Here is a 21,879-nt window from a genome sequence, read left to right as displayed (position 1 = left end):
CAATGCATCGGGGAGGGTTAGGGTGGGGTAAAACCCTGGTTAATCAGCTATTTCAGACTTGTGTGTACACCGTAGGATGTATTGGGGAGGGTTAGGGAGGGGTATTTTTGTACTTCATTAACTTGCAATCTGCTGTAATCCTTAGCCAGAAGCAACCTAATTAATCTTAATCTCTAGTATTTTCTTGGCAAATTGCATTTAAATCAAAACTTTGACATTCTCTAGCTTCCGACAATTGCCTAACTGTATCACTAGGCTGACAACTTATTAAAGTTCCCGCAACCGCAGCCAACGTAACAACAGTAGCTAGTCCTAACAAAGTGGTTCGTTTTCTAGGTTTGATTGTACTGATGAAATTCTCTATCCTAGTGGCACTACCAAAAACCTCGATTGCTTCAAGTGCTTTTAAAGCAATAGCTGCATTAGCATAGCGCCGTTTTCGGTTACGTTCCACCATTTTCATCAACCACCACCGAAAACGTGGACTGATTTGAGGAGCTAATTGCTGGAAATTAAAGCGATAGTTATCATCAATTAATTTGCCAATTTCCACAGGACGAGTATTAGTAATTAAGCAAATTAGCGTTGCTCCTAAACTATATAAATCTGATGCCTCAGTTAGAGAATGACCAAACTGTTCTTCTGGTGGCATAAAACCTGGAGTTCCAGCTACAAAGCTGCTCAGAGATACTTTCGCACCCTGTATTCTCGCTAACCCAAAATCCACCAGGTAAGCATTTAGTTCTTCATCAACCAAAATATTCTCTGGCTTAATATCCCGATGAATAATTGGCGAAACTTGCTTTTGCAGATAAACCAAAATTTCTAAGATTGACAGAGCAATTTGCTTAATTTCTTCAGGATGAAAGCTGCGTTTTAATCCCAAGGAAGGGGCATTTTTATATTCCTGTACCAGATAAAAAGCCCCAGGCATTTCAAAGGAATCTAGATAGCGAGGAATCTGGGGATGATTTAGTTGTTGCAAAATTTCAATTTCGCGCTGATATGCTTTCACTCCTGATAAATCAGCACCTACACAAGCAAAACAAAACTCTTTAATCACCACCGATTGATTAGAGTTGAGGACATTAGCTAAGTAAGTTATGCGTCCCCCTTCTCGGTTACGTCCTAGTTCGCTGATGACTTGATAGCCAAGTTCGGAAAAATCTGGATGGTGATTTAAACCATTACGCACATCAAGCTCCATTTCACAACCCATACGAGTTTGATTTTGTCAAGGCGCAATTAAAAAATTAATATCCGCTCACCCAGATTGTTAGCCTCATTTTTACCCTACCTGAGCCAAAGCACATCGGCAGAAAGGCGAAATTGTTAACTTTGCGCTAGCCAATCGACAATCTGGGCATTGACAACATCTGGAACCTCATCGTGGGGACAATGACCGGCATTGGGAATGGGAACAATTTTGATATCTTTGCCATTCTCCCGCGCCTTTTCGTAAATCTTGGCCCCGGTAATTGGTGTCCAGGGGTCATCAGCACCCCAAATTACTAGTAAAGGACGTTCTACTTTCGGCAAAAGTTCCTCTGGACTAGGCCCAGGAGGGGCTGTGAGAATGGATGCGAAGACTTGTTGCGCTCCGGGGTCGCAAGAAGGAGTATAAAGTAAATCGACTAATTCATCGGTGACGGCTTGGCGATCGCGGTAAACTTGGTAGAGAGTGCGGCGAATTTGGGCTTTTTGACGGATGCGATTATAGACAAATTTACCTGTAATTGGCGATCGCACAAACCGATTAAAAGCTGCCATTACCATCCGTAGCGGCGGGTTCAACTCGTGGGGACGATGACTCAATCCACCCGCAGAGTTAATTAAAATACCACCAGCCGCAATTTCTGGATGTTCTACCACTACTATTAAGCTCAAAAGTGCGCCAATAGAGTTGCCAATAAATACAGCAGGTTCCTGGATGTGTTCAGTGCAAAAATCCTTCAGCAGTTCCACCCAAACTTCTACACTGTAATCAATGGGCGCTTTATCAGAACCACCAAAACCCAAAAGGTCTATAGCAAATACCTGGTAGCCAGCATCAGCTAAAACTGGGATATTTTTGCGCCAGTGTCCAATGGAAGCACCAAAGCCGTGAACCAGTACCAAAGGCTTTCCTATGCCCATGACAGTATACTGAATTTTGTAACCCTGCCAATTCCAAAAAAATTTTTCAAAAGCATCTTGAGTTGCAAGTGGCTGTGTAGTTACAGTCATTATGAAGATTAATAAAGTGTTTCTTTAATATAGTAATGTTCTCTGATTTAAGAAACGCGATTAATCGCGTCTCTAGCTTGCTCAACTGTAAAACTAATTTCCTGACCATAGGAAATTTCCAGTGTATGACCATCAGGGTCTTGAATAAAAGCCCAGTAACCAACCGGAAAGCCCCAGTCATTTGGCCCAGCCAGCAGTATTCCCTCAGTGCGTGCCTCATTGCACAGGCGATCAATTTCCCCACGATTCTGATAAGCTACCCCAAGATGGGATTGTGGTAAGAGTGCGCCTTCTACTTTCGCTGCTTTAATTAGCACAATCACAAAAGGTCTAGTTAGGTCACTAATCCAAGCAACATCTGATTGAGTTGCTTGATCAAGGCGATGATGCACAACTGTCATCTGGGCATACTTTGCATAAAATGAGATACTTGCATCAACATCACTGACTGCAAGTGCAATGTGAGTAAAACCAAGATCAGACATAAAAAAACTCCGTGTGTAGACTTGACCGGACGAATGTAGGTATTAGCCTCAGTGCTTACTAAGAAAGCTGACACGATTGATAATGAAAGTAGGCGTTATCTTCACAAAATTTATGTTTTTAACTTGGTTAGACAGCAATTCTTGGTTACTGGAAATCGGCGAAAAGCGAATATTAATTGACCCTTGGCTGGTTGGTTCGTTAATTTTCAGCAATTTGGATTGGTTGTTTAAAGGTTCGCGATCGCAAAATCGCCCAATTCCAGATAATATTGATCTGATTCTGCTATCTCAGGGTTTAGAAGACCACACTCACCCACCAACGCTCAAGCTGCTAGATCGCAGTATCAAGGTTGTAGCTTCTCCCAATGCCGCTAAGGTTGTACAGCAGTTAGGTTACACCCAAGTAACAGTCTTGGCTCATGGTGAAACTTTCACTTTAAATAATCAAGTTGAAATTAAGGCTTTCCCCGGCTCTCCAATTGGCCCGACTCTGGTAGAAAATAGTTATCTCTTCAAAGAATTGGAGAGTGGTGTAACTGTATACTACGAACCTCACGGGTATCATTCTCCACAACTTCAGCAAGCTGCACCTATCGATGTAGTGATTACGCCGTTTATTGACATGACGTTGCCTTTGCTTGGGGCGATTATTAAAGGACAAAATAGTGCTTTAGAAGTAGTAAAATCATTACAGCCTCAAGTAATAATACCTACAGCAGCAGGTGGAGATGTGGCGTTTGAAGGATTGCTGATGAAATTGATTCAGACTAAAGGAACTGCTGAGGAATTTCGTTCGTTACTTGAGAAAAACAATCTTTCAACCCAGGTGCTTGAACCTAAACCAGGCGATCGCTTTGAAGTACCATTAGAAAAACGAGCATTAGCAATTTAAGTCTTCTACCAGGCGATTAGAAATCGCGGCTATACAAACATAAGAGAAAATCAAGGGTTTTTAACCCACGGAGGTGGGTTTTGCCTGTGTAGCCGCGACTTCTAGTCGCCAGCATCTTTATGAATTATCTTGCATATATACTTCTCGAATCGGAAAAGGAATTTGAATTCCTACTTGCCGATAGCGTTTGTGCAATTTTTTGACAAATAGATGTTTACCAATACGCTGATCGAAGTATTCACTAACGCGCATATAAAGCGTAAAATCTATACTAAAATCATTAAAAGTATGAAATCTGATATATGGTTCACTCTCTTTTAATTCCGGTGCAATTTCTTGCATAACTTCTTTGGCGACTTCTACAGTCACTTTTTCAACTTGCTCCAAATCGCTATCATAACTTACACCAACATCCATCGTTAAAGTAATTTCCTTTGCAGGTAAATGATAGTTTGTGAAAATTGCCGAAGATAACTTAGAATTAGGAACAATAACTACATTATTAGAAATCTCTTTAATGGTTGTATTGCGCCAAGAAATATCTATAACATATCCCTCATGACCAGCATCTAATTTTACATAATCTCCGGTTCTAACTTGCTTAGAAATAATTAAGTAAAAACCTGAAAACAAATTTGCAAGTGTATCTTGAAGTGCCAAACCAACTGCTAGACCACCAATACCTAAAGTCGTGACTATCGGCGTAATTTGAACACCTACCGTTTGTAAGATGATTAATGTTCCCAAAATTAAAACAGTAGTCTTAGCAAGGTTAGAAATTAGTGATGTGGGAACCCCTTCGGCTCTGCGAATATATAAATTAAGAAAACCAGCAGTCAATTTAGCCAAGACTAAAGTTATTGAATACAGCAATGCCATCGTCAGAATTTTTTGCAGTGCGATCGCAACATCTGGCTTCAGGGGAGAACTCAAAATTGCCCAAAAAAAACCGCCAATGACAAACCAAATAAAAGTCATGCGGTGCAGAGAGTAAAATATAATCTTACCCCCGGCAATTCGTTTATTATTAACGAATGTTTCCAGTTTTTTGAAGATAACTTTTTCACCAATGATTCCAGCCAGTAAGCCAGCTAGAATAAACACTATCGGCAGAATCCATTCCATCATAATAAATTTTAAATTTGGAATTTTAGATTTAGGATCGCAGCATTTTTGCTGTGATTATGGCTAAATTTTACCTCGTTGTCAGATTAGCTGCTTGAGATTTTCTTTCCTTATGGACTTGCCAATTATTTACCACCCAGATTACATTGCTCCTCTACCTGAAGGACATCGTTTCCCGATGTCTAAATTCCGACAACTCTATGAATTGCTGTTAACTGATGGTGTAGCGAATCAAGAGCAATTTCACACTCCCGAACGTCCCCCGCTAGAGTTGATAGAGTTAGTTCACACCCCAAGCTACGTTCAAGCTTATTGCGAAGGAACCCTAGACCCCAAAGCACAACGTCGCATTGGTTTGCCTTGGAGTCCAGCATTAGCAAATCGTACCTGTGTGGCGGTAGGTGGTACAATACTGACTGCGAAACTGGCACTAAATCAGGGTTTAGCTTGTAATACGGCTGGTGGAACTCATCACGCCTTTCCTAGTTATGGGTCTGGTTTTTGTATTTTCAACGATTTAGCGATCGCTTGTCGCGTTTTACAAAAATTCGGACTCGTCCAAAAAATCCTCATTGTCGATTTGGATGTCCATCAAGGCGACGGCACTGCTTTTATTTTCCAAGATGACGACAGCGTTTTTACTTTCTCCATGCACTGCGAAGTCAATTTCCCCGGTACTAAACAAAACAGCGATTTGGATGTTCCTTTGCCGGTGGGAATGGAAGACGATGCCTATTTACAAACCTTAGCGAATTATCTAACAGATTTATTGTCTAAAGTCAAGCCCGACTTAGTATTTTATGATGCTGGCGTTGACCCTCATATAGGCGATCGCTTAGGCAAATTAGCCCTTACCGATGCTGGCATTTTCCGCCGAGAAATGCAGGTTTTAAGCACCTGTATAACTAGCGGTTATCCCGTCGCCTCCGTCATTGGCGGTGGTTATGCCGACGATATAAAATCCCTAGTTTGGCGACACTCCCTGCTGCATCGCGCCGCCAGCGAAGTTTACCAGCAATACAAACTATAGAAACGCAAAGGAACGCAGAGTATTGCCAAGAAGTAAAATAAACTTTGCGCTCCTCTGCGCTTCCCTCCGCGCCCCTACCCTGCGGGAAGGCGAAGCGCCTATGCGTTTAAATCAAAACTCTATTTTCTCGCCAAAGGCACTACTGGATGAACAAAGTCAAACTCAGAATTTACGAACTAGCAAAAGAATTAAATTTAGATAGCAAAAAGCTATTATTAATTTGCGAAAAACTTAAAATTGCAGTCAAAAGTCATACCAGCGCCATCTCCGAATCCGATGCAGAACGCATTCGTTCAGTCGCAAATAAACTAACAGCCAAATCCTCGAAAACTAAAACCAACTCAGAAGATTGGGGCTATATGTTTATAGCTTCAGCAATTGATAGCTTTATCCGCCATCTTGAAGGTGAAACCGCCCTTAAATCATATCCTGAATTTCGGGAGCGCCGCGATCGCGCCAACGAGTTAATGTCTGAATGTGTCGGAAAAAAACCTTCTCTATTTTATATACGTCGCAAAGGTGCGGGAAAAGAAGCAAGAGAAGAAATTTGGGATTTGACAATAGCAACAGACTCCGATGATTTTCAGTTACCCGCAAGACTTGAGAAGCTCAAAAAAACATTAGGATTTAGAGCGGCTGTACCAAAAGATGGACGCGGCGGTTTAAAAATACTGTCGGTTCAGTTATTACAACTCTCACGCGGACACGCCGATAGCTATGCTATACCTTGTCGCTTGCGTTTGCTCCCTAATCATCAGCATCATCTCGACATTCCGCCGGCGACATTGAAACGCATCGCCGCCGCGCCAGTTTGTGGCGAAAATGTGCCTACAGAAGATCAGCTTAAAGCTTGGAAAGCGTTTTTGCAAATTGAAGAAAAAATCGCTAAAGCGCGTCAGTTTTGTGTACGTTATGTAAGTCATAACCATAATTTTAAAAGACGAATCAGTTTTGAAATTGATGTAGCCTCAGCCACCCTTGACGGCTTTTATCAAAATTCCCTCGAATTAGAAAACTTCTGGGAACGAGCAAGACGCACAAAAAATGAAGATTTAAAGCTTTTTGAAACTGCTCCCGTCGGCAAAAATTGGATTAGCGGTCGTCAATTAGGGACTGTTGAAGAAGTCGATCCAAATCGTTGTATTATTAGCCTCCGACTAGAACGCGATTTAGCTGAATTCATGGCAACAGAGCGTTATAAATTGCCAGATACAGGATTTTTGTGTTTTGAGGCAGTTGGTGATATTCAGCAGATTCAACGCAAGAAAAAAGCTTTAGATGATTTGAATAATGGTTACACCCAGAATCCCTATTTGGGTAACTTTTTATTCGATGCTTCTCAGGCTAGACAAATCAAAACAACTATCGAGCTTCAACCACAAGATTTATTATTATCTTCTGCGAATCCTGGTCAAAAAGCAGCAGTAGAAAAGGTACTTACTGCTAAGGATCTTGTTCTTATTCAAGGGCCACCAGGCACTGGTAAAACTACCGTAATTGCGGAGATTTGCTATCAAATAGCTCTTCGCGGTGGACGCACTCTAATTGCATCTCAAGCAAATTTAGCAGTAGATAACGCCCTAAGTCGATTAGTTCATAACCCAGTAATTCGGGCTGTACGCAAAGGTAGAGCCGAAAAAGTTGGGGAGGAAGGACAGCCATTTTTAGAAGACCAAGTGATTGGTAGATGGCTAGAAAATACAGCTAATGACTGCGAGAATAATCTTACTCAACGGCTCGATAATATCAAATTTTTCAGCCAATTATTAGCATCATTGCCAAGATTTACAACTTACTTCCAAGCCGAGGAAGAATTTAATCAGCAACAAAATAAATTCACTAAAAATAAGTTAAAAATAGAGACAAACTTTAAAAACCAAGAAAATTTTTACAACGAAACTGTAGAAAAACAGAGCAACGTTGAATCTCTAATTATAAGTCTAGAAAACATACTAAATACTGCACCAAATCTAAATTGGGAAGCTCCAGAAGTTACAGATTTTCTGCCCCTTCTGAAGCCATATACTGAAGGTAATAGTTTAGTAGAAGAATTTTTAGTAAATGTTCGTCAAACCATCAAATATACTGATGAACTTGGCTTTGTGCGTCCGGCGCTTGGTGCTTTTGGTTTAGCAGCTTGGTTACGTGAAACTTTAGCAACAGAAATTTCTGAATTTAAAACTGCTTTGACTTCTGCTCAAGATGCGAGTCAAGCCATATCAGAAGTGGCGGTTTCAGTGGAAATTGTCAAACAAAATTTCGCTTCGTTAAATCAGCTACAACCAGATTATCAACAATACCTTACCAAGCTGCAAAATATCCAGCAAACAATCCAGATATGGGAAAACCGCAAACGGGAAATAGATTATATTATCTCAGCAGTGAAGGAATGGAAATCTACAGCACATTATAATTTGTATCAAACTTTAAAAGAATGCCATCAATCTGGTTTACCACTAACAGAGAATTTAGTAGACTTACCGTTAGGTTTGTTGATGTTTGCTAATACATTAAAATTAACAATAGTACCCAAAATATACAAAATAAACTTACCAGAATGGGAGTTATTGACAAAGGCGATCGCTTATGAAATAGATGGAGGTTTTACTGATAGAAAGGGGAAACAGCATAATTTCAGCTATTTTTTACAAGAAAATTTTAGCCAGATTCCAATGGTGCTATCAAAGAGCGATCGCACCCAATGGCAAGAAACCTTTCAACAGTTTAATAATTATCAACTACTCAACCCCAAACAGCGAAAATTACTAGTTGAAAATACCCAAGTTTTTTTAATTAGAATGCAACGGACTTATGGTGCATCATGGGAATGGAATAACATTGATTCTACTCTCACCCAAATTACACAAGAATTGCTAGAAACAATCCTTGCAAATGCGCGTCAATGCGTTTTAAAAGTCAAAACGGAAACTGAACAACAAATTCAGTATTTGCAACGCCAATTAAATGAACTTCAAAAAAATGAAGTTAGCCAACAGCAAATATCCATTACTCAAGCTGAGGTAGAAAAAGCACAGCAAGATGCTAATTTGCAACTTGGACGAGTTATTAATATTTTGCAAGAACTTAATCAACAAAATATACCTGATAAATTACACATTTTAATTGAAAAATATCTCACAACACAATCAAATATTTGGGAGCAACCCCAAGAATTTGCAAATCAAGTGAATTATTGGGTAACTTCCATTAGTAAACTTGAAACTTTAATTTCATCATTAGAACCTTTTGCTGTGTTAGAAACGATTAAAAATTCTCTACACGAACATCTGTCAAAACTAAAGCAAGAAACTGAAGTTTCTCTACAGCAGCTTCAAAAACTACAAACTAATCTATGCGAAGTCGAAAATAAATCACAACCGCAGCCAACAGAAAATTTAATAGAGGAACGAAGCTGGTGGTTGACAGAATGGCAAAGAATACCTGATAAATTCAAACCAGAAAATTCTCCAGACGACTTTTTTAATCTAGAGTTTTTACGCAATATCAAGATTCAGTTTGAATCTTGGCAACAGCAACTCCAAAAAGACGAAATCTATCTCAATAAATATCATAATTTTGTACAAGATTGGATAGAAAAACTAAGACAGCCAAATGAGCGCGATCGCGACGATTTAAGGCGTATTTATCTAGACAATGCTAACGTCGTCGGTATCACCTGTGTTCAAGCTGCAAATAGAGGTTTTTCGGAAGAATTCAAATCCTTTGATGTCGTCATCATTGATGAGGTTAGTAAGTGTACTCCACCAGAGTTACTAATCCCAGCATTGAAAGGCAAAAAGTTAGTTATGGTAGGCGATCATCGGCAATTACCACCCATGCTTAACACTAGCACTTTAGAAGAAGTTGCTCAAACAATTGGCAATACACGAGACGAACTACAATTCTTAGAAGAATCACTGTTTAAAAGTCAGTTTGAATCTGCTGATGAAAGCATCAAACAAATGTTAACTACACAATATCGAATGCATCCATTTATTATGGGAGCAATCAATCAGTTTTATGATGGTAAATTAGAATCTGGTATTTTGGAGCCGGACATAAAACGCGCCCATCATTTAGCAGATGAAATCATCAAAGAATCTCAGCATCTTCTCTGGGTAAAAACGCCCATAGAAAATCAGTTTTTAGAGCAACGCAATGGAACTTCTTACTTTAATACACTAGAAATTGATGCGATTGAACGTCTGTGTCAACAGTTTGAGAATACTTGGGCTTCTAAAGTTGCTAATGGTGAACCAAAAAAAGAAATTGCCGTAATTACATTTTATGGCGCTCAATTAAGAAAAATTGATGAGCGCCTACAATCAGAACTTTTTCCTTCATTAGAAATTCGTACTGGTACTGTAGATAGATTTCAAGGGATGGAAAGACCCGTTGTAATTGTGAGTATGGTTCGCAACAATAGTAAAGGAGATGTGGGATTCGCTAAAAAGCCAGAACGGGTAAATGTTGCATTTTCTCGCGCTCAAGAACTATTAATAATTGTGGGTTGTCATAATTTATTTACCCATCAATCAGGTAAAGTCGGAAGTATGTATTCTGAAGTTTCAAATATTGTAAGTATTCATGAAGGTTTCATTGATGTTTCTCGCCTCTTCAGTTAAACCTATTGATGACAATCTTAATAATTTTGTAGAAGAAATTGAGGCTATCTACTCAGCAAATTAGCCCATTTAAGTAAGTGTTATCTAATATTTTGTATAATCCGTGGCAGATGTACTGATTAAATAAAGTCCCTCCTCTAGCGTCACTTCTTCCTAAAATTCAAGCGACAAACAATTGAGTTCTTTCCTCTTACCCTTACTAGCAATACCATTCTTCCTTTTCTCTTTAATCTAGAGGGATTGAGATCAGATGCATTTCAGGAAAAGAGATTGTGGCCTGTGTAGTCTAAAGCAAATATCACTTGATGCTGAATTTAGCTCAAGAGGGTCTAATGATTGATCGCTTTGTAAATCTAATTTTTATCGATTTCTTTGCCCTGGCAATTAACCTGACATTTGGTACATTGCTTCGTACTAAAATCTGCAATTATTCATGGGATGGAATTGTAAATGATAAGCTTTCAACACCAGAAAGTAGCATTAATTCTTCTGAATCGCCACCATCCTTAGAAAAGGTAGATACAACCACTCCTATTTGATTAAGTCTTTCGGCTGTAGTGATTTTCATTTGAATCAGGTACAAGCTTAGGGGTGTACATCTGTGCGCCCCTACGAGAATCTATCTTTATTTTTCGTTAATGATTCTTTGTGTACCTTTATACCATTTCCAGAAATCTATGCAACATAATAAATCGGTTAAAAGAGCGTATACATGCCTCTACCCATGTGTTTGTATTAGCTATTTAGTAAAATAGTATTATCTATGTGGTAATCAGTATATTGTTGTCGAATAAGTTGAGTTGACTGATGATTTTTGGCTGCATAGGTATTGACATGAACCCTGGCTCAATTGGCTGGGCGTATGTTGACAGTGAAGGTAATCTCAAAGCTAAAGGACAAATCCCGCTACAAATGGGATTACCCAATGGTAAACAAGACGCTCAAATCGTCGATGCTATTTTACAACTTGCAGCATTAGCAAGTTCCTTTGAGTGTCCTGTTGTCTGTGAAGAATTAGATTTTAGTGACAAAAAGGAGCGACTTGGAGAAGCAAGAAGAAAGTACGCTCGAATGCTATCAAGTTGGGCGTACAGTAGATTTTATGAACTGCTTCAATCAATTCTATCGAATCGTGGCATTAATGTTATCACGGCTAATCCAGCCTATTCTAGTTTGATTGGATTAGTGAAGTACATGAGGATGTACGGACTATCTAGTGATTGTGCTGCGGCGTTAGTAGTTGCCCGTCGTGGCATGAGGCTAAATGAATTGCCGCAAAGCTCCATAACCGCCTATGCTTCAGTGAATGAAGACAAGCACGTATGGAGCTTTTGGAGTGAACTCAATAAAAAAATCAAACGTTCCAGTAAGATAAATCGGCGACATGATTATTTTACTGTTTCTAACTGGAGTTTCTTGGACAACCTCAGCAATGAGGAAGCGTAGGCACTAAGAAAGAGCGTTTCAAACTTACACCGTCAAGTTAAATCAGGCTTACCCAGATTTTTAGAAGCGGTTTAAATATAAGCTACATTTATCATGCTTTGCGAAAGAGAGAATTAACTGTGACTGTCAGAGTCAGAATTGCGCCGAGTCCAACCGGAAATTTACATATTGGTACAGCTAGAACAGCTGTATTTAATTGGTTATTTGCCCGTCACCACGGCGGAAAATTTATCCTGCGAATAGAAGACACAGATTTAGAGCGATCGCGCCCCGAATACACCGACAATATTCTTGAAGGATTGCGCTGGCTAGGTCTTAACTGGGATGAAGGGCCATTTTTCCAATCCCAACGCCTGGATCTTTATAAAGAAGCAGTAGAAAAACTGCTAGATCGAGGTTTAGCCTATCGCTGCTATACCACTTCCGAAGAGTTAGAAGCTCTCAGGGAAGCCCAAAAAGCTAGAGGCGAAGCACCTCGCTATGACAACCGGCATCGCAACCTCACCCCAGAACAACGCGCTGCTTTTGAAGCAGAAGGTCGTTCTTCTGTAATTCGCTTCAAAATTGAAGATGGGCGAGAAATTATCTGGAATGACCTAGTACGCGGAAAGATGTCTTGGCGAGGTAGCGATTTAGGTGGTGATATGGTCATCGCCCGTGCCTCTGAAGAGGGAAGCGGTCAACCTTTATACAACTTTGTTGTTGTAGTGGATGACATCGATATGCAAATTACCCATGTCATTCGCGGAGAAGACCACATTGCCAACACCGCCAAGCAAATTTTACTGTATGAAGCAATGGGTGCAAAAATCCCAGAGTTTTCTCACACGCCGTTGATTTTGAACTCGGAAGGGCGAAAGCTTTCTAAGCGAGATGGTGTTACTTCCATTTCTGAGTTTCAGCAAATGGGCTTTACTGCTGAAGGCTTGGTGAATTACATGACATTGCTGGGTTGGTCGCCACCAGACTCGACGCAAGAAATATTTACCTTAGAAACAGCAGCTAAAGAATTTGGCTTTGAGCGTGTCAATAAAGCGGGTGCAAAGTTTGACTGGGACAAGCTGGATTGGTTGAACAGTCAGTATATCCATAAAACGCCAGTAGATAAACTCACAGATTTACTCATACCCTATTGGCAAGCGGCTGGCTATAAATTTGATGGTGGAAGAGAACGCCCTTGGTTAGAACAGCTAGTAACTTTAATTAGTCAGAGTTTGACTCGCTTGGTAGATGGAGTAGCTCAAAGTCAACTGTTTTTTAGCGATACAGTTGAATTTAGCGAAGAAGGTAGTACACAACTGAAACAAGAAGGTTCTAATGCTGTTCTTGAAGCGATCGTCACAGCTTTAGAAAATCAGCCGCAATTGTCGGAAGCCGCCGCCCAGGAGATTATTAAACAAGTGGTGAAAGAGCAAAAAGTCAAAAAAGGCTTAGTAATGCGATCGCTCCGAGCAGCCTTAACTGGAGATGTTCATGGCCCCGACTTAATCCAATCTTGGTTACTACTAAATCAGATTGGTTTAGATCAGCCGCGTTTGAATCGGGCTATAACGGAAGCTAAGTAGCGATTAATTCCAGATTTTAGAAATATTTTAGATTCTAGGGGCGCACAAACGTGCGCCCCTATCCATAAGGTAAAGCAACTATGGGAACAAGAAATCATTGACTCATTACTAATGAATTATCCCCAATTTCACATCTAAAATAGGTAGTCAATTCTCCTCATCTTGGGAACTTGGTGTGTAAAATTCATGTCTTCAAAAACACTTAGAAGCGAACGTAATTACAATGCCGACAAAAGCGCTCAATAGAGGGATGAGATTATCATTCATGATAGTTACGCTCTTCATGATACCAACAGTTAATGCTGCGGTTGATGCTCAGGAAGCGCCAACAATATTTGGAGATGTCACCATTAGCCCTCAGTTTTCCCCAGACCCCCTGACAGTTCGCGGGATGAGTGGTGGCTCAATATCTGGAAGTCAAGTAGGTGGGAGAAGCGAAACAGCCACTGGGCCTTGTACCGGATTTGTTGATGAAACGCCAGACCACACATTAGCTTTAACAAGTAAATTTGATTACCTAAAGTTGCAAGTACAAAGTCCTGAAGATACCACCATGATTATCAAGGGTCCCGGTGGTACTTGGTGCAATGACGATTTTGATGGCAAAAATGCTGGCATTGTTGGTGAATGGCTAGCTGGAAGTTACCAAATTTGGGTTGGCTCCTACGAAAAAGGCAAGTATCTTCCTTACACTCTAAAAATTACAGAAGTTAAGTAGGGGATTGGGCGTTGGGAGTGCTGAGTTAGGAGTTAGGAGTTAATAAAAGTAAAGACGCGATTAACCCAAGTCTTTCCAAGAGTTAGGAGTTTTGTTTATCTCCTTGTCCCCCTTGTCTCCCTTGTCCCCCTTGTCTCCCCTGCCTCCCCTGCCTCCCCTGCTCCCTTGTCCCCAGTCTCCACAACCTCATTGAGAGTGGCTTAAACGATACCAGGAGTATTCTGGAGAAATTCTTCGTGTCTTTGCATCTCGTTGCACTCCCTTTTCTCGTGCGATTTTGTATTAAAATTAAGTTAACTTTGATTAAGATTCTTGTTGGCATCGCCATAATGCCCTATTTGCCTTATGGCAGTGCATAGAAGAGATCAAATTAAACAAAATGGATTTATAAACATCCGTTTAACAGCTTAAAGTGACAGAATGATGAACATTCGGTTGCTAGAGCTAACGAGTTGTATAGGCATCTAGAGGCAAATTAAAATGAAATTCTCTTGGAAAGTCGTAGCACTCTGGACGTTGCCGGCTTTGGTAATTGGCTTTTTCTTCTGGCAAGGGGCTTTTGCTGGCGCTCCTGCTGACATGAATAAGAATACAGCCAATACCCGCATGACTTACGGTCGCTTTCTAGAATACTTGAATAGCGATCACGTCAACAGTGTGGATCTTTACGAAGGCGGTAGGACGGCAATTATAGAAGCCCGCGATCCAGACCTGGAAAATCGTGTCCAAAGGTGGCGGGTGGATTTGCCTATTAACGCTCCTGAGTTAATTAGCAAGCTCAAAGAAAAAGCCATTAGTTTTGATGCTCACCCGATGCGGAATGATGGCGCAATTTGGGGCTTGTTGGGCAATCTCGTCTTTCCAGTTTTATTGATTACCGGGCTGTTCTTTTTGTTCCGCCGTTCTAGCAACCTCCCCGGCGGGCCAGGTCAAGCGATGAACTTCGGCAAATCGAAAGCGCGTTTCCAAATGGAAGCAAAAACCGGGGTAAAGTTTGACGACGTAGCCGGCATCGAAGAAGCTAAGGAAGAATTACAAGAAGTTGTCACCTTCCTGAAGCAGCCAGAAAGATTTACCGCAGTCGGCGCACGCATTCCCAAGGGAGTACTGTTAGTTGGGCCTCCTGGAACTGGTAAAACTTTACTAGCAAAAGCGATCGCTGGCGAAGCTGGTGTACCTTTCTTCAGTATTTCCGGTTCGGAATTTGTGGAAATGTTCGTTGGTGTGGGTGCATCCCGCGTCCGCGATTTATTCAAGAAAGCTAAAGATAACGCCCCCTGTATTATCTTCATCGATGAAATCGACGCTGTGGGCAGACAAAGAGGCGCTGGTATCGGTGGTGGTAACGATGAGAGAGAGCAAACCCTCAACCAATTGCTCACCGAAATGGACGGGTTTGAAGGTAACACAGGCATCATTATTATTGCTGCTACCAACCGTCCCGACGTACTAGACTCAGCCTTGTTGCGTCCCGGTCGCTTTGACCGCCAAGTAACAGTCGATCCACCCGATATCAAAGGGCGTTTGGAAATCTTACAAGTGCATGCGCGGAACAAGAAACTAGACCCTAGCGTATCTTTGGATGCGATCGCCCGCCGCACTCCCGGATTCACTGGTGCTGACTTAGCTAATTTACTCAACGAAGCGGCAATTCTGACTGCGAGAAGACGTAAAGAAGCGATCACCCTCCGCGAAATTGATGATGCAGTTGATCGGGTAGTTGCAGGGATGGAAGGCACTCCCTTGGTTGATAGCAAGAGCAAGCGCTTAATTGCCTACCATGAAATCGGACACGCCTTAGTTGGGACTTTGTTAAAAGACCATGACCCAGTACAGAAAGTTACCTTGATCCCACGGGGACAAGCACAGGGTTTAACTTGGTTTACGCCCAACGAAGAACAGGGGTTAATTTCTCGTTCTCAACTCAAAGCCAGAATTACTGGTGCTTTGGGTGGTCGTGCTGCTGAGGAAGTTATTTTTGGGGCTGCGGAAGTCACAACTGGCGCGGGTGGAGACTTGCAGCAGTTATCAGGAATGGCGCGGCAAATGGTGACTCGTTTCGGGATGTCCGATTTAGGGCCACTGTCGTTAGAAAGCCAGCAGGGAGAAGTATTCTTGGGTCGTGATTGGACAACCCGATCTGAGTATTCCGAATCCATCGCTTCCCGCATTGATGGACAAGTGCGAGCGATCGTGGAAGAATGCTATGAAAACGCCAAGAAGATTATCCGTGACCATCGGACTGTGAGCGATCGCTTAGTCGATCTGCTCATCGAAAAGGAAACCATCGACGGCGAAGAATTCCGCCAGATTGTGGCTGAGTACGCTGAAGTCCCTGAGAAGCAACAGTACGTACCGCAACTATAGTAAAACTATTTTATTTTCTCTCGACTGAGAAGATACCCGGCTTCTTGAAGGATACAACTGGCGAATAGGGGGTCTTATATTATGTTCGGGTAAAGACTTATCATTAATACCGCAGGAGTGCTGGGAGCAGGGAGAAAGAGGTTTTCCTGATTTTTGCACCGATGCGGTAATCATAAGTAATTAACCGGACTTGATATTACCCCCTAGAAAAGGTAGTGCAGCAAATATTACGAATTACGAATTACCCTCAACTTTTGCCACTTCCAGCATCGTCTTTAAAACCGAATCTGGATTTAGACTAATCGAGTCAATTCCTTGTTCCACCAAAAACTGGGCAAATTCTGGATAATCGCTGGGTGCTTGCCCACAAATGCCGATTTTGCGGTTATGTTTTTTTGCAGCCGTTATAGCCATTTGCACCATCTGCTTAACAGCTGGACTGCGTTCATCAAACAATCTCGCTACCAACGCCGAATCTCTGTCTATCCCTAGTGTCAGTTGAGTTAAATCATTAGAACCAATCGAGAAGCCATCAAATACCTCAGCAAATTCCTCAGCCAGAATAACATTACTAGGCAACTCGCACATTACATAAACCTGCAAGTCGTTAACACCTTGCTTTAAACCATTTTTTGCCATCTCTGCCAAAACCAAACGTCCCTCGTCAGGAGTGCGACAAAAAGGAATCATTGGGATCGCATTCGTCAAACCCATTTCTTCCCGTACCCTTTTGATGGCATGACATTCTAAGGCAAAAGCTGCTCTGTAGCCTTCATCATAGTAACGCGCTGCTCCTCGCCAACCTAACATTGGGTTTTCTTCATGGGGTTCAAACTGTCGCCCACCTAATAAATTGGCATATTCATTACTTTTGAAATCTGACGTTCGGACAATCACTGGTTTGGGATAAAATGCTGCGGCAATTCTACCAATGCCTTGAGCCAATTTATCGACAAAATATTGGGGTTTATCGTCGTACAATGAGGTAATCTCAGCAATTTTAGCTTTGACAAATTCATCTTTTAACGAGTCATAGTGAATCAACGCCATTGGATGAATTTGAATTTGGTTAGCAATGATAAATTCTGTCCGCGCTAAACCTACGCCATCGTTGGGAATTGCCGATAAACTCAATGCTTCTTGGGGATTACCCACATTCATTAAAATTTTAGTGCGAGTGCGGGGTAAGTTCTCTAAAGGGACTTCTTTAACTTCAAAAGGTAATAAACCTGCATAAACTTTTCCTTCTTCCCCTTCAGCGCAAGAAATTGTTACCTCTTGACCAGGTTGCAAGATTTCCGTCGCATTGCCGCATCCCACGATCGCAGGTACACCCAATTCTCGCGCAATAATTGCTGCATGACACGTGCGCCCTCCAGAATTAGTAACAATTGCACTGGCGCGTTTCATAATTGGTTCCCAATCGGGGTCAGTTCTCTCTGTCACCAAAACTTCCCCAACTTGGAACTGTTCGAGTTTCTGAACATCTAAAATTAGGCGTGCTTTTCCCTGACTAATCGCTTCCCCAATCGCACGTCCCGTAACCAGAGAGATTGGAGATTGGGAATCAGGAAGTGGGGAGTGGGAAGATTTTTCGCCATTCCCTATTCCCCATTCCCTATCCCCCAATACCAATCGATAACTCCGCAAGACATTTCCCGTCTTCTGCGACTGGACGGTTTCGGGACGCGCTTGCACAATAAAAAGTTCGTTAGTAATGCCATCTTTTGCCCACTCAATATCCATTGGAGTGGAAATGCCGTGGACTTGGGAATAATGGTCTTCAATTAAACACGCCCAACTTGCTAGTTGTAAAATCTCTTCATCACTCAGAGCGAATTTACCTCTTTCCCTGGGCGAAACTGACACATTTTTCGTAAATTTGGAGCCATCATCATAAATCATTTTCAGTTCTTTACTGCCCAATTTTTTATCGATAATTGGGCGAAAACCAGCTTTTAAAGTTGGTTTAAAAACATAATATTCATCGGGATTTACAGAACCTTGGACTACATTTTCACCTAAACCATAGGCGGCTGTAATTAGTGCTGCATCCTTAAAGCCGGTTTCTGTATCAATGGAGAACATCACCCCAGAGGTTGCTAAATCAGAGCGCACCATTTTTTGTACACCCACAGCCAGAGCAATGCTAAAGTGGTCAAATCCCTTGGCGTGGCGATAAGAAATAGCGCGATCGGTAAATATGGAAGCAAAGCATTTATGACAAGCTGCTAAAACTCCTTCAGCACCGACAACGTTAAGATAAGTTTCCTGCTGTCCAGCAAAACTAGCATCGGGAAGGTCTTCAGCTGTGGCGCTGGAACGGACTGCCACATCTGTGTCTGCGTGGTATCGTTCACAGAGGCTATGGTATGCTGCGGCGATCGCTTCCCGCAATTCTACAGGAAATGGCGTGTGGATTAATAGCGATCGCGCTTTTTTTCCACGTTCTCGTAAATTTTTGACATCCTCAACATCCAAGTCAGCAAAGAGTTTGCGTAGCTTTGCTTCTAACCCGGCTGATTGAATAAAATGACGATAAGCGTAAGCAGTAGTAGCGAATCCTGTAGGAACGTTAATGCCTTTGGGTGTTAGCTGTTGAATCATTTCCCCCAGAGAGGCATTTTTACCACCAACTACTGGTATATCAGCAATACCAATTTCATCAAACCACAAGATGAGCGATCGCTCTTGAGCAGATAGAGACAAAGTGCTTTTTAGTGTAGTCATAAATATTACCTTTTAAGTTTATACTCAACCTATAAGCGTAGTTTGAGATTTGGCGATGAAATGCAACGCTATAGTCAATAAAAATTAATAATTATTCAATTTAATAACTTTATCCAAATACCGGATGTAATACATGATAGTGCAGCTAGAACGACTCCTGAAAATGGCAGAAGATGAGTTAACTGAATACAGCACTGATGCCCGCAAAATGGAAAAACTACGCCGTAAAATAAGTTTAACTGCGTCGATAACAGAACAGCAGCAAGTCAAACAGGCATTACTTGCTAAGATGAAATCTAATGTAATAACCCAAGTTGTGGAAGAACAAAGACAAGCTGTAGCCTTACCATTTTGGGGAATTGCTGGATTGGGTTTGTTACTAGGAATTTCTTTAAATCAACCTGTATGCTTGTTAGCGTCTGTAGTTGGAACTGTATTAGCTTACAGAATTCAGAAATGGGGTTGGAAATTGCAAGCAAATCGTTTATTGTTACAAACATTGGAAGATATTGAAAGCCGTATTGCCCAAACCACTAATTAACAATAAAGATGTATTTTATAGATAAATCATCTATTTGTACTTGTATTTTAAATTACTCAGTCAGTAGTTGCTCGCTTAATTTACATCTCGTAACCACTTAACAATTCCTTTGGGATCACCATAGCAAAAAAAATTAGATATTGGATTTAAGATTAGGTATTTATTAAGAAAGATGGGAAGCAGAAGGCAGTTTTCCGTAAATTCGACCTGCCTTCTGCCTTATTCAATATCTTGGTTTGCGGGCAATGAATGCTACATGACCTTTTGATAGCAGATATTCACCATAGCTACGGGTTATTTCAACTTGGAAACCCACGCCAGAGAGTTCACTTGCAATAGCTGTCGCTTCGTATAATCGTACCTGGTGTACTTCGTCAGATCGTCTGTAATGTTCTTCCACCTTGCGGAAGCTGATAATTCGGCGAGTCAAAGTTATTTGCTCTCGATCTTCTTCCTTTTCAACTAATACTACCCAGCCTTTTCCTTCAGTAAATCCCCTAGTTGTAGTATTTTGTGCAACTTGTCCTTTTTCCGCAATGTCGAAGATGAACACACCTCCAGGAGTTAAGGCATTATATATGCGGTGGAAAAGTTGAGCAAGCGTTTGGCGATCGTTGTCTGAATCAAATAGGTAGCTGATGCATTCACTAATAGAGGTGACGGCATTGCATGGCGGAATATTTATTTTGAATAGTGAATCGATCCGAAATTCGGCATCCGGCACTCTTGTTCGTGCGATCTTAATCATCGACTCAGAAATATCAACTCCGAGAACATGATAATGAGCCTTGGTAAGTTCTTCTGCCCATAAACCGCTACCGCAACCCAAATCAACGACTAGTCCATCATATATTTTGTTTTGAGCCAGGATTTTTAAGATGCCGGGAGCAGATTTAAGAGCGAAGTCACGGAAGCCATCATCATGAATAAACGCAAGGTCTTCTTTATACCATTCATTCATATGTTTGTTGTCCATGCACAATTAAATTGGCGCTTAGAAAGCGTGTCTATACGAAGCTTTATCCTTTGCAGTAAACAATTTTATTATACTGAGGAAAGGATTTAGCGTAGGCGTAGACTACCCTCGGCATCGCTTGTTTTTTAATCGACCTCACAAAATCGCATTACTCGCTAGCAGAAATAGCACAAACTTGTAATCCGACAGGTGTGTGAATAATCACTGATTCTACACCAAAGACTTGTGCGATCGTATTTGGTGTCAGAACTTCTTCTGGTGTACCAACTTCCCAAATATGGCCTTGTTTTAATAATGCAATACGGGAACTATACCGGGCTGCTAAATTCAGTTCGTGTAAAACTGTGACAATAGTTAACTCCTGCTGCTGATTGAGTTCTTTGAGCAGTTCCAATAGTTGTAATTGATAGTTGATATCTAAAAAAGTTGTAGGTTCATCTAATAGTAAAATTTTTGGTTCTTGCGCCAATGCTAGAGCTAAAAAAGCCCGTTGTCTTTCACCACCTGAGAGTTGTTCGACTAAGCGATCGCTTAATTGTTCTAGTTGTGTCTTTTTAATTGCAACTTCAACTTTGAGCCAATCTTCGGGGGTTAATTCCCATTGCCACCAAGGTTGATGCGGTGTGCGTCCTAAACTTACTAGTTGTCGCACTGTTAAACCAACAGGAACAGTTTGTTGTTGCGGTAATAATGCCAGTTTCTTTGCGACTAAATTTGGGGGTTGAGAGTGAATTGCTTTGCCATCAAGTAGGACTGTTCCATGTTGTGGTGAGAGAATACGACTCAGCAATTTTAATAAGGTAGACTTACCTGAGCCATTAGCACCAACTAAACTCAACCATTCTCCTGTTTGCAGAGTGAGGTTAATGTCTTGAACAATTGGCACTAAAGCGTAACCGCCAGTGAGATTTTTTAATTCGAGTGGCATTTCAAAAAATCAAAAATGAGAAATTTAACTTTACAAGATTTAGGTGTATTATTTGATATCAAAAAGCTAATCGCGCCCAAATTTGGCTACAATCTTCACTGAAATATTTAAAACCATGTTTTATCGGTAAATCTCTAGAATAACAAAAACCCTCCTCAAAAAGTGATGAGGAGGGTTTTAGTAAGTATAAAGAGACCTGGCATCGAGCTATTTTTGCGTAGGGCA

General features: G+C 41.2%; 16 protein-coding genes. 9 read left to right on the top strand and 7 right to left on the bottom strand.

Annotated elements, in window-relative coordinates; all coding sequences use genetic code 11:
• Positions 1-166: 166 nt before the first annotated feature.
• The 3 genes from HWQ37_RS20135 to HWQ37_RS20125 form a co-directional block, all read right to left on the bottom strand.
• Complete coding sequence (locus HWQ37_RS20135; protein ID WP_292750131.1) at positions 167-1,207, bottom strand: serine/threonine protein kinase; 1,041 nt, start codon at positions 1,205-1,207, stop codon at positions 167-169.
• Positions 1,208-1,332: 125 nt separating this feature from the next.
• A complete protein-coding gene (locus HWQ37_RS20130; protein WP_292750129.1) occupies positions 1,333-2,226 on the bottom strand; it encodes an alpha/beta fold hydrolase in 894 nt (297 codons plus the stop codon).
• A gap of 47 nt (positions 2,227-2,273) precedes the next feature.
• Positions 2,274-2,711, bottom strand: coding sequence for a VOC family protein (locus tag HWQ37_RS20125; RefSeq protein ID WP_292750128.1), 438 nt, complete (start codon positions 2,709-2,711; stop codon positions 2,274-2,276).
• A 112-nt stretch (positions 2,712-2,823) separates the two neighbouring features.
• On the opposite strand from HWQ37_RS20125, the gene HWQ37_RS20120 reads away from it, so the two are divergent.
• Entirely contained in the window at positions 2,824-3,603 is a 780-nt protein-coding gene (locus tag HWQ37_RS20120) for an MBL fold metallo-hydrolase (RefSeq protein ID WP_292750125.1), read from the top strand.
• A gap of 117 nt (positions 3,604-3,720) precedes the next feature.
• Here the strand turns inward: HWQ37_RS20120 and HWQ37_RS20115 are convergent, their stop codons facing one another.
• Positions 3,721-4,731: a mechanosensitive ion channel family protein gene (locus tag HWQ37_RS20115; RefSeq protein WP_292750122.1), complete on the bottom strand. Its 1,011-nt coding sequence runs from the start codon at positions 4,729-4,731 to the stop codon at positions 3,721-3,723.
• Positions 4,732-4,840: 109 nt separating this feature from the next.
• Here HWQ37_RS20115 and HWQ37_RS20110 point away from each other — a divergent pair, with 109 nt between their 5' ends.
• The 7 genes from HWQ37_RS20110 (at position 4,841) to ftsH2 (ending at position 16,479) form a co-directional block, all read left to right on the top strand.
• Positions 4,841-5,758 carry a histone deacetylase family protein gene (locus tag HWQ37_RS20110; RefSeq protein WP_292750119.1) on the top strand — a complete coding sequence of 306 codons (918 nt, stop codon included), beginning with the start codon at positions 4,841-4,843 and terminating at the stop codon, positions 5,756-5,758.
• A 146-nt stretch (positions 5,759-5,904) separates the two neighbouring features.
• Positions 5,905-10,383 carry a translation initiation factor IF-2 N-terminal domain-containing protein gene (locus tag HWQ37_RS20105; protein WP_292750116.1) on the top strand — a complete coding sequence of 1,493 codons (4,479 nt, stop codon included), beginning with the start codon at positions 5,905-5,907 and terminating at the stop codon, positions 10,381-10,383.
• A 305-nt stretch (positions 10,384-10,688) separates the two neighbouring features.
• Positions 10,689-10,922 carry a hypothetical protein gene (locus tag HWQ37_RS20100; RefSeq protein ID WP_292750114.1) on the top strand — a complete coding sequence of 78 codons (234 nt, stop codon included), beginning with the start codon at positions 10,689-10,691 and terminating at the stop codon, positions 10,920-10,922.
• A gap of 295 nt (positions 10,923-11,217) precedes the next feature.
• Positions 11,218-11,829: a hypothetical protein gene (locus tag HWQ37_RS20095; protein WP_292750111.1), complete on the top strand. Its 612-nt coding sequence runs from the start codon at positions 11,218-11,220 to the stop codon at positions 11,827-11,829.
• 119 nt (positions 11,830-11,948) lie between these two features.
• Positions 11,949-13,394, top strand: coding sequence for a glutamate--tRNA ligase (gene gltX, locus HWQ37_RS20090; RefSeq protein ID WP_292750109.1), 1,446 nt, complete (start codon positions 11,949-11,951; stop codon positions 13,392-13,394).
• Positions 13,395-13,617: 223 nt separating this feature from the next.
• Positions 13,618-14,112 carry a hypothetical protein gene (locus HWQ37_RS20085; protein WP_292750106.1) on the top strand — a complete coding sequence of 165 codons (495 nt, stop codon included), beginning with the start codon at positions 13,618-13,620 and terminating at the stop codon, positions 14,110-14,112.
• Between the two features lie 480 nt (positions 14,113-14,592).
• Positions 14,593-16,479: an ATP-dependent zinc metalloprotease FtsH2 gene (ftsH2, locus tag HWQ37_RS20080; RefSeq protein WP_292750104.1), complete on the top strand. Its 1,887-nt coding sequence runs from the start codon at positions 14,593-14,595 to the stop codon at positions 16,477-16,479.
• A 234-nt stretch (positions 16,480-16,713) separates the two neighbouring features.
• On the opposite strand, the gene ppsA is transcribed toward ftsH2, so the two are convergent.
• Positions 16,714-19,209, bottom strand: coding sequence for a phosphoenolpyruvate synthase (gene ppsA, locus HWQ37_RS20075; protein ID WP_292750101.1), 2,496 nt, complete (start codon positions 19,207-19,209; stop codon positions 16,714-16,716).
• Between the two features lie 136 nt (positions 19,210-19,345).
• On the opposite strand from ppsA, the gene HWQ37_RS20070 reads away from it, so the two are divergent.
• Positions 19,346-19,750: a hypothetical protein gene (locus HWQ37_RS20070; protein WP_292750134.1), complete on the top strand. Its 405-nt coding sequence runs from the start codon at positions 19,346-19,348 to the stop codon at positions 19,748-19,750.
• Positions 19,751-19,973: 223 nt separating this feature from the next.
• On the opposite strand, the gene HWQ37_RS20065 is transcribed toward HWQ37_RS20070, so the two are convergent.
• On the bottom strand, positions 19,974-20,726 hold the full coding sequence (locus HWQ37_RS20065; RefSeq protein WP_292750098.1) for a class I SAM-dependent DNA methyltransferase: 753 nt from the start codon (positions 20,724-20,726) through the stop codon (positions 19,974-19,976).
• 148 nt (positions 20,727-20,874) lie between these two features.
• Positions 20,875-21,654 (bottom strand): ABC transporter ATP-binding protein, encoded by a 780-nt coding sequence (locus HWQ37_RS20060; RefSeq protein WP_292750094.1) that lies wholly within the window; start codon positions 21,652-21,654, stop codon positions 20,875-20,877.
• Positions 21,655-21,879 lie beyond the last annotated feature (225 nt).

This window comes from Nostoc sp. NMS4 (assembly GCF_017115095.1).
In the GTDB taxonomy this organism is placed as follows: domain Bacteria; phylum Cyanobacteriota; class Cyanobacteriia; order Cyanobacteriales; family Nostocaceae; genus Nostoc.
This window is presented reverse-complemented; position numbering and strand designations above follow the sequence as displayed.

Bases quoted from the DNA above. Each gene is read 5' to 3' on its own strand.
- ppsA (WP_292750101.1), bottom strand. From the start codon at position 19,209: ATGACTACACTAAAAAGCACTTTGTCTCTATCTGCTCAAGAGCGATCG.
- HWQ37_RS20105 (WP_292750116.1), top strand. From the start codon at position 5,905: ATGAACAAAGTCAAACTCAGAATTTACGAACTAGCAAAAGAATTAAAT.
- HWQ37_RS20115 (WP_292750122.1), bottom strand. From the start codon at position 4,731: ATGATGGAATGGATTCTGCCGATAGTGTTTATTCTAGCTGGCTTACTG.
- HWQ37_RS20095 (WP_292750111.1), top strand. From the start codon at position 11,218: ATGAACCCTGGCTCAATTGGCTGGGCGTATGTTGACAGTGAAGGTAAT.
- HWQ37_RS20100 (WP_292750114.1), top strand. From the start codon at position 10,689: ATGCTGAATTTAGCTCAAGAGGGTCTAATGATTGATCGCTTTGTAAAT.
- HWQ37_RS20110 (WP_292750119.1), top strand. From the start codon at position 4,841: ATGGACTTGCCAATTATTTACCACCCAGATTACATTGCTCCTCTACCT.
- ftsH2 (WP_292750104.1), top strand. From the start codon at position 14,593: ATGAAATTCTCTTGGAAAGTCGTAGCACTCTGGACGTTGCCGGCTTTG.
- HWQ37_RS20085 (WP_292750106.1), top strand. From the start codon at position 13,618: ATGCCGACAAAAGCGCTCAATAGAGGGATGAGATTATCATTCATGATA.
- HWQ37_RS20065 (WP_292750098.1), bottom strand. From the start codon at position 20,726: ATGGACAACAAACATATGAATGAATGGTATAAAGAAGACCTTGCGTTT.
- HWQ37_RS20120 (WP_292750125.1), top strand. From the start codon at position 2,824: ATGTTTTTAACTTGGTTAGACAGCAATTCTTGGTTACTGGAAATCGGC.
- HWQ37_RS20060 (WP_292750094.1), bottom strand. From the start codon at position 21,654: ATGCCACTCGAATTAAAAAATCTCACTGGCGGTTACGCTTTAGTGCCA.
- HWQ37_RS20135 (WP_292750131.1), bottom strand. From the start codon at position 1,207: ATGGAGCTTGATGTGCGTAATGGTTTAAATCACCATCCAGATTTTTCC.
- HWQ37_RS20130 (WP_292750129.1), bottom strand. From the start codon at position 2,226: ATGACTGTAACTACACAGCCACTTGCAACTCAAGATGCTTTTGAAAAA.
- HWQ37_RS20125 (WP_292750128.1), bottom strand. From the start codon at position 2,711: ATGTCTGATCTTGGTTTTACTCACATTGCACTTGCAGTCAGTGATGTT.